Origin of the sequence: Prochlorococcus marinus XMU1402, assembly GCF_017696205.1 — a bacterium.
GTDB lineage: Bacteria > Cyanobacteriota > Cyanobacteriia > PCC-6307 > Cyanobiaceae > Prochlorococcus_A > Prochlorococcus_A marinus_AC.
In genome coordinates this window covers 343,788-358,542 of the sequence record NZ_JAAORD010000001.1, presented here as the reverse complement: position 1 = coordinate 358,542, position 14,755 = coordinate 343,788, and the positions used below count along the sequence as shown (strand labels likewise).

General features: G+C 31.7%; 17 protein-coding genes. 5 read left to right on the top strand and 12 right to left on the bottom strand.

Features of this window, described 5'->3' with window-relative positions; translation table 11 throughout:
* Nucleotides 1-2: 2 nt before the first annotated feature.
* On the bottom strand, nt 3-287 hold the full coding sequence (locus tag HA141_RS02025; RefSeq protein WP_002805225.1) for a DUF3764 family protein: 285 nt from the start codon (nt 285-287) through the stop codon (nt 3-5).
* An 89-nt stretch (nt 288-376) separates the two neighbouring features.
* On the bottom strand, nt 377-1,231 hold the full coding sequence (locus HA141_RS02020; protein WP_209116482.1) for a PD-(D/E)XK nuclease family protein: 855 nt from the start codon (nt 1,229-1,231) through the stop codon (nt 377-379).
* A 264-nt stretch (nt 1,232-1,495) separates the two neighbouring features.
* Between HA141_RS02020 and HA141_RS02015 the strand changes: the two genes are divergently transcribed.
* From HA141_RS02015 to HA141_RS02005, 3 genes are read left to right on the top strand one after another with little or no spacing between them, the layout of a single operon-like run.
* Complete coding sequence (locus tag HA141_RS02015; RefSeq protein ID WP_209116481.1) at nt 1,496-2,590, top strand: WGR domain-containing protein; 1,095 nt, start codon at nt 1,496-1,498, stop codon at nt 2,588-2,590.
* A 49-nt stretch (nt 2,591-2,639) separates the two neighbouring features.
* Entirely contained in the window at nt 2,640-3,827 is a 1,188-nt protein-coding gene (locus tag HA141_RS02010) for a hypothetical protein (protein WP_209116480.1), read from the top strand.
* Nucleotides 3,828-3,839: 12 nt separating this feature from the next.
* Complete coding sequence (locus tag HA141_RS02005; protein WP_209116479.1) at nt 3,840-4,262, top strand: hypothetical protein; 423 nt, start codon at nt 3,840-3,842, stop codon at nt 4,260-4,262.
* Nucleotides 4,263-4,315: 53 nt separating this feature from the next.
* On the opposite strand, the gene HA141_RS02000 is transcribed toward HA141_RS02005, so the two are convergent.
* The 6 genes from HA141_RS02000 to HA141_RS01975 form a co-directional block, all read right to left on the bottom strand.
* Entirely contained in the window at nt 4,316-4,879 is a 564-nt protein-coding gene (locus HA141_RS02000; RefSeq protein ID WP_209116478.1) for a hypothetical protein, read from the bottom strand.
* Nucleotides 4,880-4,888: 9 nt separating this feature from the next.
* Complete coding sequence (locus HA141_RS01995; RefSeq protein ID WP_209116477.1) at nt 4,889-6,337, bottom strand: reverse transcriptase family protein; 1,449 nt, start codon at nt 6,335-6,337, stop codon at nt 4,889-4,891.
* A gap of 1 nt (nt 6,338) precedes the next feature.
* Nucleotides 6,339-7,979: an SWIM zinc finger family protein gene (locus tag HA141_RS01990; RefSeq protein WP_209116476.1), complete on the bottom strand. Its 1,641-nt coding sequence runs from the start codon at nt 7,977-7,979 to the stop codon at nt 6,339-6,341.
* Complete coding sequence (locus HA141_RS01985; protein ID WP_209116475.1) at nt 7,976-10,966, bottom strand: hypothetical protein; 2,991 nt, start codon at nt 10,964-10,966, stop codon at nt 7,976-7,978. The genes HA141_RS01990 and HA141_RS01985 overlap by 4 nt, the downstream gene beginning before the upstream one ends.
* A 382-nt stretch (nt 10,967-11,348) precedes the next feature.
* Complete coding sequence (locus tag HA141_RS01980) at nt 11,349-11,804, bottom strand: hypothetical protein (protein ID WP_209116474.1); 456 nt, start codon at nt 11,802-11,804, stop codon at nt 11,349-11,351.
* Nucleotides 11,805-11,911: 107 nt separating this feature from the next.
* Nucleotides 11,912-12,379 carry a hypothetical protein gene (locus tag HA141_RS01975; RefSeq protein ID WP_209116473.1) on the bottom strand — a complete coding sequence of 156 codons (468 nt, stop codon included), beginning with the start codon at nt 12,377-12,379 and terminating at the stop codon, nt 11,912-11,914.
* Between the two features lie 282 nt (nt 12,380-12,661).
* Between HA141_RS01975 and HA141_RS01970 the strand changes: the two genes are divergently transcribed.
* Nucleotides 12,662-12,799, top strand: a complete 138-nt coding sequence (locus tag HA141_RS01970) for a hypothetical protein (protein ID WP_209116472.1) — start codon at nt 12,662-12,664, stop codon at nt 12,797-12,799.
* A gap of 27 nt (nt 12,800-12,826) precedes the next feature.
* Nucleotides 12,827-13,012 carry a hypothetical protein gene (locus HA141_RS01965; protein ID WP_209116471.1) on the top strand — a complete coding sequence of 62 codons (186 nt, stop codon included), beginning with the start codon at nt 12,827-12,829 and terminating at the stop codon, nt 13,010-13,012.
* On the opposite strand, the gene HA141_RS01960 is transcribed toward HA141_RS01965, so the two are convergent.
* The 4 genes from HA141_RS01960 to HA141_RS01945 all read right to left on the bottom strand — a co-directional run bounded on the left by HA141_RS01960 (nt 13,013) and on the right by HA141_RS01945 (nt 14,708).
* Nucleotides 13,013-13,315 (bottom strand): hypothetical protein, encoded by a 303-nt coding sequence (locus tag HA141_RS01960; RefSeq protein ID WP_209116470.1) that lies wholly within the window; start codon nt 13,313-13,315, stop codon nt 13,013-13,015.
* Nucleotides 13,316-13,824: 509 nt separating this feature from the next.
* Nucleotides 13,825-14,082 carry a DUF1651 domain-containing protein gene (locus HA141_RS01955; protein WP_209116469.1) on the bottom strand — a complete coding sequence of 86 codons (258 nt, stop codon included), beginning with the start codon at nt 14,080-14,082 and terminating at the stop codon, nt 13,825-13,827.
* A gap of 28 nt (nt 14,083-14,110) precedes the next feature.
* A complete protein-coding gene (locus HA141_RS01950) occupies nt 14,111-14,392 on the bottom strand; it encodes a DUF3303 domain-containing protein (protein ID WP_209116468.1) in 282 nt (93 codons plus the stop codon).
* A 37-nt stretch (nt 14,393-14,429) separates the two neighbouring features.
* Complete coding sequence (locus tag HA141_RS01945) at nt 14,430-14,708, bottom strand: DUF3764 family protein (protein WP_209116467.1); 279 nt, start codon at nt 14,706-14,708, stop codon at nt 14,430-14,432.
* Nucleotides 14,709-14,755 lie beyond the last annotated feature (47 nt).

Sequence of the window (14,755 nt, the reverse complement as noted above, 5' to 3'; positions counted from 1 at the left end):
AATTATTCAGAAATCCAGCGGTTAATTATTGTCCCTTCATAAATATGACCCGATGCTTCAACTATTGGTTTAGTTTCTGGGTTAACAAAGATGTCGTAACAAGTATTTACTGGACCTTGAAACATAACTGTCGCTCTTTTGGGGTCTTCTAATGATTTGCCAATATAAAAAGTTTTTACTCCCATCTCTTTAAACATCGCCTGTTGTTCAGGAGCATTCATATGAGCCTCATATTCTTCAAAAGTATTGCTTAATTTGAAATCCAAAACAGTTGTTTCAATTGACATAAAAAAAGGAGCTAATTGCTCCTTATTGTAGATCAACTGTCAATCAATAAAATTATCGCATTCCAGCTAAAGCATTGGCAAAAAGTTGGCTAAAACAGATTCCCCTGAATCTCTTCACTATCATCTTTCACAGGATTACAAACTAACTTGGCATATTGCTCGGAATAAGCACAATTTTTACAGGATAGATTTGGTTCCGGAATCTGGTCATTATTCATCAAAGAAACCATTGAATCTATTTCTTCCTCAATCCAATCAATATTCCAATTATAAGGGACTAAATATTCGTCAAAATTCATTCTTTTATTAAATTCTTCATCATCTCTTTTTGCATTGCAAACTAAAAAATAGGATGTTTTATGAACATCAAATCCCATCCCCTTAAGAAGATAGGCATAGAAATCCATTTGGATTTTATAGCCTTCATGATAGGGATCATCAAGATAATCTCGTTTATCTACTCTCCCAAGTTTTGCCTGTGACTTGTAATCAACAACTATTAATTCCTTAGTAATCTTATGCTGCCAAATATCATCAACCCCTCCTGTCAAGATGATATTTGTATCCTTATGGCGAAGCATCAATCCTTTATGGAGAGAATTACGCCAATCATCCATCTCAGGATGATCAAAAGGAACTAGATGACTTAAATCATTATCGATAAATAATCTATGTGGAATTTGTCTTTCTCTGCAATAATCAAATTCTTTTTTTAAGAGTAAATCAGTAGTTTCATTTAAAGTCCATCCCGGCGTTCCTGGTGGGTCTAAACCTTTTACTCTATCCAAGTAAAAACATCTTTTACAGGTTAAAAAATTAGAAAACCTTCCTCTACTTATTTTGAAATCATCTTTCTGATTAGGAGAGTAAGACGAAGATGCTCGCGCTCTTAATCCAGTAGCTTTTACAGGTTCTTTTTTACTATTTCTTTTCAGATCTATCATGATTTTTTAATTCAGAAAGAATCTTATATATATAGATTATCTATAGAAAAACTTTTATCAAAATTAATTTATAAATAACCAATTTAAAAATAATTAAATTTCAAAAAATTATTTATTAATTCATGTAAAGTTTCTAACTACGATTCAAAATCTTGATTTACATAAAGTTATAAAAGAAGATTAAATTTTATTTTAATGATTTAATTTTAAAAATATTTATTTGTATTTTTACAGAAAAAATTTTCTTAAATTTAGGCTTTGATTATGAGTAACGAAAAAATATCTTTATCATTTACGGATGGGTCATCAGACAAAGTTTATCAGGCAGAACTTAAAGAAGTTGATGGCGGATTCAATGTAACCTTTCAATATGGGCGACGAGGCAAACCTCTACAGAGTGGAACAAAGACAAAAACTCCAGTTCCTTACGAAGATGCAAAAAAAATATACGACAAGTTAGTACTATCAAAAACTTCAAAGGGTTATGCACCTGAAGATAGTGGCATTGAATATGCAGAAACAGAAAAAGCTGGAGAATCTACAGACTTTAAGCCTCAATTACTAAACTCGATAAATTATGAAAACCTTGAAGAAGTTTTCAATGATTTTCCGAAAGTTTTTATGCAGACAAAACATGATGGAGAACGTCGGGGAGCAAGTATTACTTCCTCAGAAATCATTGCATCTAACCGTAAAGGTTTGCGAGTAGGTTTGCAGAAACCTATTCAGGATGCACTGGAAAAACTTAAAGACGGAGGGTTTATAGATACTGAAATAGATACTGAAGACATGGGGGATCATTTAGTTATCTTTGATGTTCTCAAGTTCAAAGGAGTAGATGCCAAAGAAAATTTATTCGGCGATCGTGTTTCTCATCTTGGGAAACTTGGAGAAGAAATCAAATCAAAAAAACTTGATAATGCTTTAAAAGTTGATTCCCCAACCTTTGCAGATAGCTTAGAAAAAGTGAAAGCTTTTGTAGAAAGCGCAAAATCTAACAATGAAGAAGGTGTAGTTTTTAAAAATGGAGATGCCACATACAACGAAGGTAGACCAAGTTCCGGAGGGAACGCACTGAAACTTAAATTTGTAGAAAGTGCCACTCTGAGAGTCACTTCTATTTCAGAAGGAAAGCGTTCTGTATCAATTGAAATAAATGATAATGGCAATTGGATATCTGTCGGCAAGTGTACGATTCCTGCTAATCAAGATATTCCAAATCCAGGAGAATTAATTGAAGTGGATTATCTTTATGCCATTAAAGATGGAGCACTTTTTCAACCTATTTATAAAGGAAAGCGTCCTGATCTAGATGAAACTGCAGCAGTAATTTCTCAGCTTAAATATAAAAAAGATTAAATGATTTTTTTAATTAGAACCGGATTAATCTGACTAGATATTTTTAAAAATGAAACCAGTTTCCATTAACGCTTTCTATATTCATTTGAATGCATATGAAAGTGAAATTTGTACATATTTTCATGAAAAAAAAATTTCATCTGCGACATATTCAGCAATCTCAATTTTTCTAAATGATTCCGATCCTGATGCTTATGGAGTAGATGAAACTTTTTTAGATGAAGAATTTTCTTCTCTATTTGATTGGGTCAGCACTAATGAAGGAGTCCTAGATTATTTAGAAACCAGATATCAAGAAGCTGTTGCCGACCCATTAGAGGGTGATGATGAAACATGGCTTTTTTATATAGGTGATACATATAGTTGCCCTTATAAAAGCTATGAGGAATTTAAGTCCGAACTTGATATAAATATGATCCTAAAAATTTTTAAAAAGTGTTGGGAGAGATCATGCAAAAATGAATATCCAAATGGAAGACAATTACCAAAAGATTTTCCTGAATATAAAATTGATTATTCAAAAAACAAAAAACTTGTAGGAGATGAATTGCTCAAAAAAATTAAATCAGATATTCTTCCAAAGTATGAAAACATCAAAGAATATGGATATATTGCACTTAATCAAAATGGTGAAGAAATAGCAAACCTTGATGAATTTTTACAAGAACATAGAAATGCATTAGAGACTGCAAAAAATAATGGTAAAGAAATCAAGGATCATCTTTTTCCATCTGCTCAAAAGATTGGGAAATTAAGTAAAGGAAAATATCTTATTGGTGATTTATCTAAATGTCTTCCAATAGCAGATAAAAATTTAGTAGATGAACTGAAAGCTCTTGAAAGATTTAAATCATTTGATGACGTTGATGAAGATTTAGGTTTGCCTATATATATAGAAGATTTAAATGATAATGAAAATAAAAAATTAGAAATTTATAAATCTAAAAAAGATAATGATTCTCAAGATTTTTATTTATGCGGGTTAAAAAAGAAATCAGATGGTTCTAGTTTTTTATACATTTTGCCGATGATTGATGAAAGTTCTTTTCAAGATGATAAAGGAGGAAGATATTTTCAAAGTTCTAATTGCTTAATATGTATAAAGGTTGATGATGAATATGTGAACAAAGAAGCAAATATTAATTCATATTTATTTGAGGAAGATTTTGAATGTGTATATTACGATCGTTATGACACTTTAAAACTTGGAGATTTTCATGTTTATGCAGATTATTAAGGGATAATAAAAATGTTTATCTTTAAAATAGGATCTGATGAAGTCAGGGTAAGGACTGATGAAGAGTTTCAATCCCTGAATGATGATGAAAAAATTTCTTATGTATGGGACGACTTGTGGCCAGATGATTTAGGAATGACTTGGATTGAAAGAGTTTTATATGATCATGATACAGGCGATTTAGGTTTGCCTGAAATATGGGATGAATATGTATCTAAATTTTATCAAGAAAAGTATAGAGAAATTGAAAATGAAGAACCTGAAGATATGCATAAAAAAAGTGAATTGATATTTGAATTTATAGATGACCTAGATGGTAAGGAATATTCAAGAGCATTGTTATTTCTAGTAAACAAAGTTTACGATGAGAGTCTTTATTATAATTGGTTAATTGATTCTGTCGAAGAACAGGAAGAATTTACTCAAACGCATTAAGGCTCTGATAAAGGATATGCCTACGAATCGTACTTAGATGGTAATAATAATTTCTAACCGTTATATCTATTTTGGATAACAAATCCATCATCAAATAAAACCTCTCTTCCAAATCCGTAAACACCATAAAGAATATTTTTGAAATCCTCTTCATCTATCTCATCAACCCATTCAGTAACAATTTCATGATCTTCTGATATATATTCATTTTTTTCTTTTTTCCCACCGTCAAGAATTTCTTCTATAGAAGGAATTTCAAATAAATAAGAGCCTTCAGGAATATCTTCCCTGCTTGAATTTTTATAAATCTTTATCCATTCCCCTGCACAAGTATCTTCTTCATCAAAGTAAGTATCTTCATATTCATCAAAAAGTTGTTCTGATAAATACCCATCGATTACGTGACCATCAAATGCACATCTATAGAATTTATTTTTATAATTCAAAACATTGTATTCAGAGGGAATATAGTCATCAGGGGAATATTCTTTAACTTTGAAATTTAAATTCCCTTCATTCCATTCATAATCAGTTTCATCTGGATCATCACTAGAACCTTTAATTAATTCAAAATGAGCAAGCAGATCGGGAAATAATATTGGGAATTTTTTAGACATGTATTTTAATTATTTTACCCAGGAATTAGTTGAACGAAATTTTTCTGCAACTGTAGGTGAAACCATTTCGACGTATGAGATATATCCACGCGCTACAGATAATGCATCTTTACCAATTTTCTCACTCATGAAATCTAAACCTTTAGAGGAACATTGATGAAAAAATGCACGCATTCGTTTTAAATCTCTTCTACTTAGAGTAACTTCATTATTAACAACTAAACCAGTAACAGTTTGTCGATTAGGTGCGCGCATCAATCTTGTTTTTGATTGATTTACCTTAAATCCTTCTTCTGAAATTATCGATGAAATTGATTTTATTAATCTATGAGGATAACTATCTTCAGAGGTAGTAGAAAAAATTAAATCATCTGCATATCTAGAATATTTCCATCCAGATTTTGAAGAATATCCATTAAGACGTGAGTCAATTTTTCTGCAAATAAGATTAGCCAATGATGGTGAAGTGCACGCACCTTGAGGTAGTGACCTCTCACTAATAACTATAAATTGAGGATAATCTTTATTGTTTTTCTCACCATCTATAGCTTCCTGCTTAAGAATAACTTTAGGACTATCTGTACAAATCAAGGCAAACACAGTTGCAACCCCTGGGTTATAACCTAAAGATTCGAAAAAACCTCTTACACGGGGAAAAGTGATAGTGGGGAAAAAGTCTTTTATATCTATACGAACTACAATTTTTGATTTGACATGTAAGGATGCATTATCAATAATTGATAAACCTTTTTGAAAAGCCATAGCTGCTTTATCAACATCAAGGTGAATTAAAATATTTTCCAAGATCCATTTCTGAGCTTTTTTCATATCTTTCTTTGGACTGGAAATTAATCTTTTACCTCCTGATTTTTTTGGTATCTCATATCTTAAATAATGATCAATATTGCTTGCAACTCTTTCATAAATAAGCCATTGCAATTTGGATGGAGTTACTTCTAAAGCATTGGCCACATCAAGAAAAGAAGTAAGTTCTGGAATTTTATTGGATTTAAAATCTACCTTTTTATCTGTTATAAAAGTAAGTCTATTTGAGACTCCTCTCCCCAAAAATGTTGGGGAATTAATTTTCCTTTTTTTAATTTCTTTCGACCGTTTAATCTTTTCTTCTTGCTTCTTAATTTTCTTTTCTTTGGCAACCTCCTTTACTCTTTTTATTCTTCTAGATCTTATTTCTGCGAGAAGTTCCTCTATCTGATTAATGGAATCTATCTCTTTATCAACTTCTAATAATTCTGAATTAATTTTGGCTAACTCTTCAAAAACTTCTTTAGATTCCTCAATCGTCATTTTTTTATCAACACCTTTAATATCATCCAGATCAATGAAACCTAAGCGGATCATTTCTTCAAATTCAAATGCTCCCTGTCCTAGCTCTTTTAATCTTTTTTTCCATTGATTATTCAAAGAATTACTTTGATTCGCAACTTGTTCTGACATCTTACCCGCCTCCCTCCAAGCTTAATGAAACAATATGCCTACATGGTCCTTGTCTTAATTTATGAAAACGAAAATGAGAACAGTCACATTGAGCATTAATTACTCGACCATCCAAATCTTTGATAATGGAGGGTTTATTTATTTTCTCATCTAACTTTACGAGACCTTTAAGTTCACGCCCTTTGGTTGTTATCTGGTCTGAAATAACTTGGATATTTTTTGTCTTGAATATTTCTAAACCTTTTCTTTCTTCAAGTCCTGCTTCTGATTGACTTTCAAGATTTAGAGATGGGAAAAGAGCCCGCCAACGATATTTTCCATTTTCAGGATCGAACATTGCTAATCCCTTAATACATAAACTCTGAAGAATTCGACGACAATCTCCAGGGCTCTGATTAATTTTATTCGCTAATTCTTCGACAGATAATGCATTCTTTTCCTTAAGAAGAGTCGATGCATTCTCAATGATATTTGGAGATAAATCAGAGCCAGGAGTAATAGCTGAAAACCTTGCTCTACCTGCCCAATCTTGTGAAGTCCATCCAGATATACCAATTGTTAGGACTACACCTTCTATCTCAATACTCCAGAAAGATGGCATTCCCGAATCTATTAATCTGACCTTCAATTCTGGAACAATAGATAATAAATTACTCAAAACACGAAGTCTGCGTCTTCCCCAGACTTTAATTTTTCGATTATCTTCACCAGTATAAATTTTGTCAGAAACTTTATAAATTTCACCCCAAGGTTGTATTTCTATTTCAGGCTTTTCTCCAGGTGTCAGATTAAATACTAATGCTCGTGGACCTTCCCTTTCTCTTTCAGATTCTAATCTTGCAAGAATATCAGCAAGATAAGAAGAAGATAAAGTCAGCTCAACTGGTGCTAAAGATAAAGCAGCCTGTACCTCAACCAACCCTCTTACCCATGATTCTGGGAGATCTATTTTCTTCTCGACAGTAGAAGAAACTCCTGTTTCGACTCCAACTGAATCTGATCCCACAGTCAGATGTAAAGGTCTATAGTTTCTAGTCCTTGCAAGTTCCCTTTCAAGCGAGACACTGAAATCTATATTCGTAGTTCCACATGATGGTTCTCTATTAGATTTTGTTGCCGAATGGGGAAGCGATACCCGCGCATATGTAGATTCATCCAATGAAAATGCTTCAAAAAATGTTGCATCAGGCTGGACGCTTACGATAGGGTCAAGAACAATCCATGCTGCACGATTATGGGTATAAAGCCATTGCCAAAATTTATTTCTTTCCTTAATAAAATTCTTTGAATCGTACTTTTCACCCTTTTCTTTAATCGATTTTAATAGCTTTGTAATTTTATTTTTCTTTTCTAGTAAAGCTGGTAATTTAGCTTTTTTCTCTTTAATTTCGTCATTTAATTCTTTTAAATATTCTCCCCTCACCCATGCTTGATAAGCAGAATGATCCTTTTCAATTCCTGCATCTTGCATTCTTACTACGTTTCCTAAAACAAGCATTAATCGAGCAAATGCATAACTTGGAATAACATCAACATTTAGATAAACAGGTGATTGATCTACATCAACCCCAAAGGTTACAGAACTGTCTTCAGTAGAAGATCCTGAAATTGATCTTGTAAAATTTCCATTAAATGTAGTCATTTATTTCTCCTTGTATTAGTCTTTTCTATTTTAATTCCATCAAATCTGACCCCTTTCATACTGAGAGAAGCTATTCGATTCAGAGCCCATTCTCGATCTCTAATATTTTTACCTTTGGCTAAATTCAATAATGCCTCCATTCTTTTTGGAGCAAGTATTCCTTTATTTTGTATCCTTGAATCAGAATTAAGTCGATCCTTAATTTTTTCCTTTGCCTTACGATTTCTTCTTCTTGTTATTAGTACTCTATTATCAAAATCTTCAAAAACTTTATTATCACTTCCTCTTATGAGCAGCTCTTCAGCTACCCTTGCCTGAACTTTCTGATCATCAGAGGTTGATAATGAAGCAAGTAATTTTTCATTATTAATTTTTTCTGAATTTTTATCCAATAATTCCAATCCCATATCTCTTACTGTAAAAACTGAACTATCAATAGAAGCAAGAATACAAGTACTCAATTCTTCTGTATCAGATAAAGATTCTATAAATTTACGGGCTGCGAGAATTGGTTTAGGTAATCCAATCTCGGCAAGTAAAAGCCATTTAGATTGCAAGGCATTTATTTTTACGAGTTGAGCGATTGCAATATCCTGCAATTCTGGATTAGGAACTGCTGCTAGAGCTAAACCAAAAGAAATATCATTTTTTATTCTTGATGGGTTGTTTTCAATATATTTTTTTAAAACTTCATTTTGGATATTTCCACTTTTTGAAAGATCATCAATATCAATTGAATCACCAACCACTTTAAGAAAAGATTTATCTATCAGAACAAGATCTTTAATTTCATTAGAATTATCATTTGCCAGTGCATTCCAAACTATTCGAGATTTCATTGGGCTTGCATTTTGCATGAGAAAATATAACTTTCCTGATGATGTAAGAGACCATCCATTATCAGTCAGAATATCTACAATTTTTTCGTCGCTTAAATAAGGATATTTTTCAAGAAGAATACCTATTAGATCAATTCTGCGAATCTCCCATTTTTCTCCCAAAAAATATGAAGATGGATGTGTGTTCTTCAACCATTGAATAATAGGCTCTATTTGAATTTTTATTGGATCTAAATGTGTATCTTTCAACCACTGGAAAATTCTTTCTATTTGAATTTTTCTTTGATCTAAATCTGAAGAATCTTGATATTTGTTTAATAATAACCAACCAAACTCCTCAACTTTTTTCTCGCCAGCAATAAGACATTTTAATATGCTCTCTATAAAAATATCGTGGTAACCATAGCCATAGCCATAGCCATAGCCATAGCCATAAAGATAACTTTGATTTGATTTACATTTACCAAGAATTACTTCCTCTATTATTTCCAAATTACCTTCAACAAAATTCTTATTTTGAATTATTTCAAAATAAAATTCCAACAAATCCTTGAAGGGAATGTTATCTAATAAAATTCTCCATAGATCTGAAGATTTACTAAAAGAATAAAAGGAAGTGACAAGTTCTAATACTTTTCTGAATTTTTGGGCACTATATACATATCTAGGAAGAAATCTTAAATACATTCCAGCAAGAGGAGCTGCTCGCTCAATATTATCTTTGAAATATGTAGAAAAATATTTTTCTAGAGCATTAAAAAGATAGATGTTTCCCATTCCAGTCCCAACACAACGCACCTCATCAATAAAAATCCCAAATGATTTCATATCACTTTTTTCAAAGAACATCAGCCAATTATCTTCAGATATTTGATTGAATACATCCTTGAAAAACTTTGGAATTGTTTTAAGGGCAATTAATACAAGTTCATCAAAATTAGAAGATAAGGCCAATAAAACATTATTCTTCGTGAGATCTGGAATTATTTGATTATTATCTTTCAATATTTGATAACTAAAATTAAATATCTCGGAAGAATTTCTAACGTTATTAAAAATATCTATAACTTTAGAGATATTTTTATTCCATGCCTCTGGATGAGGGTCAGAACGCCTTTGCTGAAAAAGAGGTAAATAAACGACTCTACTTTTTCTATAACCATCAAGCTCAAGATATTTTCCTGACAATACATAAGCAGGAATAAAAGATTTATTTGTAATTTTTGAATCCCATGAGTCAAATTCAATGAGCATTGTGGATACAACTGAAGTATATAATTCTGGTTTAGTTTCTCCTATTTTTTTTAATTCTCTTCGCATACGTCTCGACACATAATCAATGGTTCTTTTATTTGGGAGAGGGATAAATTCTTTTAGCCAGATCAAATTCTCAAAATTAAAGTTGGGGTAATGATATGAATCATGCGATTTAGCTCCTGGATGAACAGATAATCGTGCTAAAGCTTTTCCAAATTCAATTGGCAAACGTTCAGGATCGAATTTCTTCATCAGTGCTTTAAAAGCACCCCAATATCCAAAAGTAAGTGGGGTTTTAGTTAATAATATTTTTACAAGTTCAATATCATTTTTATCTAGCACTTTTGAATCTTTGATCTTGTCACTTAATTTTTGAGCAGATATTAGATTAAATTCATTATTTTCATCTTTATCATTTATTGAATCTAATCCCTTAGTAAACCTGACAATAGATGATGTCTTTGATAATGAATCAATCCTTGCAAGAAATGGAACCGAATCTCTTGTATCGTCTTTTTCTTTATCTAAATAAACACCTTTTTCATTGGAGTTAATAACATCTTTAATAGCGTTTAAAAGTAAAGGCACATTTTGAAGACTCTTAAAATCATTACTTATGAGAGAAAAAGAATCAGACACTTTCTTATTATTTGATTTAGCAGGACCTGAATAAAGATAAATTAGTTTTTTTTCAGCATAATAATCTTTGTGATAAACGCTAAAAAACAAATCATCTGATCTTTCCAAACTATTCTCTTTCTCAACAATATCGTTAACTACTAATATATTTATGGTTGTATCAAGATGATAGTGGTAACCGCCTGCGCTTTGATCATTAGTAGAGATAAGAGAAGCAGCAAATATTATCTTTGAATTATTAAAGTTCTTCATTTTTTTGGGAAATAGGTTGTACCTGATTTCTACTATCCTTCAGAGATTGGTGCCGATCACTGTAGGCGAAGAATAGGCCAAAGGCCCTTTATCGTGGCATGACTACCTGTAGTCGTCCCAGTGCCTAAGAAAAAGGGCCTTTGGCCTATTCTTTGCTGAGAGACATTGGTATCCGATGCCGTTTGAGTGACTTTACTGCTACCCAGGCGAAACACCAGGGTTTAATTGCTAGAAACCAAGTACTGCTAAAAAATTAGCAAAAAGATTCAAACTTGAAATCCTAATTATTACTTTCTGTAAAACAAGCCGGCAAAACCTGACAATTTATCAGTAACAATCCGCAATGTATAAACCATAACCATTGCTATAAAAGGGTTTATATTCAAATTAATATCTCAAGTTTTCCATTTTTGAAGACTTCTAATGGAGCAATAGCACAACCGTTAGTAGTCATTTCTTTAAACATCCAACTTGCTGCTTCTTTATGTAAACATGGTTGAGGTAGTTCAGATTTTACAGAACAACAGTACCAAGGATTTAATTCCCAGAGATTATCTCTACTCCACATTATTGAGAAGAGAGAATATGAATAATGTGGATGTGGTTCCGGGAATGAGCAAACATAAAAATTTATTTTTTTTGTGGAGTATTCTTTGTACACAAAAGTTGCAACTTTAATGGTATTTGGAGGTAAGGAACTCTCTAGATTATTAAAGTCAGTTGACTCACAGAAATCTTCTTTTGGTGTTTCTCTCTCGCCTAAAATGCCGAACGCCGTACCAAAAGCGGTTACCTCATCATGCCAATATTCTTCTATTCGATAAGTTTCTTTCCCCATTAATTAAAAATTAAACTAAAAAAAGAATGTTTCATGACTCTTATTTTAGTTCTGATATCAAATAAAAAAAAATACTTAAAAGAAAAGTAGAAGTAGGTGAGAAATATTCAAATTATTATTTCTAATTTGCCTTCTATAAAATAATCTACCTCTGCGAAACCAGAGCCTTTGGTGGTCATTCTATTCAGCATCCAATTTGCCGCTTCTTTATGTAAAGGTGGTTGAGGTTTTTCAGATATTACGGAACAACAGTACTCAGGTATTTTTTCCCAGTGACTCCATTCTTTATTCCACCAGATAGAAAAGAGTGAATAAACTTCCATATGAGATTCTTTCCATTGTGTTTCTGTAAAAGATGCGACATGAAAATATGCTTTTTTTGGGGAGTACTTTTCATGAAAAAAAGTTGCCACTGGAATTGTATCTCCAGGGTTCCAACTCTCTAACTTATATCGGTCAGATGAATACATCTCATCTGAATTGTGAGCCAGGCTACCTTTGGGATGCATCGCTCCAGCAAAAGCTACTGCCTCATCATGAAAGTAATCTTTTATTTGATAAGCTTCTTCTCCCATCAAAAAAACATAAAAAAAGAGGGTTTTATCCCTCTATGTTAGATGGACTGTCAATCAATGAAATTATCCCATTACAGTAAAGGCAATAAAAAATTACGCTAAATATAATTCTACATCCAAATATCTGTATTATTACCTTTATCAAACTTAAAGCATTTTAACCATATTCAAGTTCAATTGTTGATCCTTTATCCGTATAAGGAAGTTCCTCAAACCGTACATATTTATTAGTCGGATGGCCTCCCTAACTAGTTAGAACATTAAGGTAGTCGTCATGAGTAAATGTCTACCAAACACACACTAAAAGAAGATTATAAATCTGAGATTGAAGAAAGATCAGAAGCAGAACTTCTAGAGGAAGAAATCAAGAATCAGCAAACATTGGATTGTTTTATTGAATCTGATAAGAACTGGAGTTGATTAAAACTTATTTATTAGGAGAAAGTTATGAACTTAAAAAGATCACCATTTTCAATCTTAAATAAAGAGAGAAGAGAAATTGACTATATCAAAGGAGTTTATAAGAGAAAAATTCAAGCTGAAATTGAATCCTATAAAGATCTTGAAGATGAGGATAAGAGAGATACGATACAAGCACAAGATGTATTGATGCTTGATAGGATTACAACTTAGTTAATCTTTCTTTTTTTTCTTCTTCTTATCTTTTTTTTTCTTCTTTACTTTTTCATAAACCTCACCAGCCTTCTGTTCAATACTATCCAGTTTTTTTGAGAGTTCTTTTATAGCTTCTCCTTTTCCTCCTTTAACTACAGTATCTTTTACCTCAATAATTTTTACTGCCTCTTCTATAACTACAGTTTCTTTTACCTCTTCAGTTTTAATTCCAAACTTACCTTTAATAAAATTGGCTATAAAAATAAGAACAGGTACATGGGTTAGACCACCTATTACTATTCTTGTTTCTGAATAAGCCATTTAATAGTTAAAATAACTGAGATATTAAAGCATAAATTGAATTTTTAAATTCGTTTTATTAAGCCAATAAACATTAATAATCATTTTTGACTCTTAAATCAATAATCTTGCTATTAATTAAGTAGAGTCTTTTTTATTAAATGCCATTAGACGTTTTTCTAATTAACATGTGTGTTGTAGTTATAGCTCTGCTTATAAGAAGAGAATTCAAACTTAAGAAGGCAGATAAATTTTGAAAACACAAATTTTAAAAGAGCATTACATTCCAAATATCCATGCTATTACTCTTTTACTAATGCTTCTTCTATGCCTTTGGTTACCGCTTGCACTCAGATTCTTATTAATAATTTAGTCGAACTAATTAGTTAATACTATTATCCTTAAACTCTGATATGTCCTAATTTTGTTTTAAAGATCTTATGTGGAACTAATGTTCTGTTTATGCCTTTAATAACTTTATTTCCTACAGTTTCGTAAATTTCAGCAGAAAAGATTTTTGGAGCAAAGACCTAACTCTCTTTTTTGGGCCAAACCTCCTCAGTTTTCCTCCAACCTTGAGAGATTAACCTTCCATAAATTTCTCTAGCTAAATCTATATCTACCGAAACTGTTGTTGTCATTACAGGAGGTTCTTTTCCTAACACACCAACTATTTTTCCAGTATCTACAAACATATACTCAAAAACACCATCTATGCTCTTATCGTTTTTTATAAACCTTTTTACTTCTGTTCTTTTTGGATTAATCAACCAATGAGATTTAGCCATTAATTAAAAAAAACTAGAAAGCATTTGATTAACAATATAGAGCTACTGTTTGATCTAAATCTGCACATGGTTCAATGGTAAACTCCAATAATTCTCTCCAAGGTTGCCACTGTCGCCAAATAGTTTCTAAAGAATCAGCATCTACAACAGAGTAACCATTACCATGTTGAGGTAAGAAAATCCAAGATTTAACGTCATAACCCTCTGGTCTATTTTGTGGCCCTCCTTTGTCATACCATTCTTTTAACATTTTGGATCCCTTTTCTTGGGCGTTTGAATCATTAAATTTATAAGAAATAAGAAACAGCATAAATAAAAATAAGTATAGATTATTTTAGAAAAATAATTTAAAAGTAACTACTAATAACGGTTGAATCATAAATATGACCTGCACTCTCAATTAATGGTTTCACTGCTGGATCTTCAAACATAGCTATTGATTTACCTTCTTCACCCTGTTCAATAAGAATTACACTGGTTGGATCATCTTTCTTTACACCTTTATATAAGCAAACAATTCCACGTTCTTTATTCATTTGTATATTTTCTTGGCTATCGTAAACAGCTGCCCATTTCTCAAAAGGTACGCTTATTTTAAATGTAAAAACAGTAGTTTCAAGAGACATAAAAAAAGGAGCTAGTTGCTCCTTATTCTAGATCGACTGTCAATCAC

Coding starts and splice junctions, on each gene's coding strand:
- HA141_RS01980 (WP_209116474.1), bottom strand. CDS start 11,804: ATGGGGAAAGAAACTTATCGAATAGAAGAATATTGGCATGATGAGGTA.
- HA141_RS01975 (WP_209116473.1), bottom strand. CDS start 12,379: ATGGGAGAAGAAGCTTATCAAATAAAAGATTACTTTCATGATGAGGCA.
- HA141_RS01990 (WP_209116476.1), bottom strand. CDS start 7,979: ATGACTACATTTAATGGAAATTTTACAAGATCAATTTCAGGATCTTCT.
- HA141_RS02020 (WP_209116482.1), bottom strand. CDS start 1,231: ATGATAGATCTGAAAAGAAATAGTAAAAAAGAACCTGTAAAAGCTACT.
- HA141_RS02005 (WP_209116479.1), top strand. CDS start 3,840: ATGTTTATCTTTAAAATAGGATCTGATGAAGTCAGGGTAAGGACTGAT.
- HA141_RS01995 (WP_209116477.1), bottom strand. CDS start 6,337: ATGTCAGAACAAGTTGCGAATCAAAGTAATTCTTTGAATAATCAATGG.
- HA141_RS01955 (WP_209116469.1), bottom strand. CDS start 14,082: ATGGCTAAATCTCATTGGTTGATTAATCCAAAAAGAACAGAAGTAAAA.
- HA141_RS01945 (WP_209116467.1), bottom strand. CDS start 14,708: ATGTCTCTTGAAACTACTGTTTTTACATTTAAAATAAGCGTACCTTTT.
- HA141_RS02015 (WP_209116481.1), top strand. CDS start 1,496: ATGAGTAACGAAAAAATATCTTTATCATTTACGGATGGGTCATCAGAC.
- HA141_RS01950 (WP_209116468.1), bottom strand. CDS start 14,392: ATGCTGTTTCTTATTTCTTATAAATTTAATGATTCAAACGCCCAAGAA.
- HA141_RS01965 (WP_209116471.1), top strand. CDS start 12,827: ATGAACTTAAAAAGATCACCATTTTCAATCTTAAATAAAGAGAGAAGA.
- HA141_RS01970 (WP_209116472.1), top strand. CDS start 12,662: ATGTCTACCAAACACACACTAAAAGAAGATTATAAATCTGAGATTGAA.
- HA141_RS01985 (WP_209116475.1), bottom strand. CDS start 10,966: ATGAAGAACTTTAATAATTCAAAGATAATATTTGCTGCTTCTCTTATC.
- HA141_RS02010 (WP_209116480.1), top strand. CDS start 2,640: ATGAAACCAGTTTCCATTAACGCTTTCTATATTCATTTGAATGCATAT.
- HA141_RS01960 (WP_209116470.1), bottom strand. CDS start 13,315: ATGGCTTATTCAGAAACAAGAATAGTAATAGGTGGTCTAACCCATGTA.
- HA141_RS02000 (WP_209116478.1), bottom strand. CDS start 4,879: ATGTCTAAAAAATTCCCAATATTATTTCCCGATCTGCTTGCTCATTTT.
- HA141_RS02025 (WP_002805225.1), bottom strand. CDS start 287: ATGTCAATTGAAACAACTGTTTTGGATTTCAAATTAAGCAATACTTTT.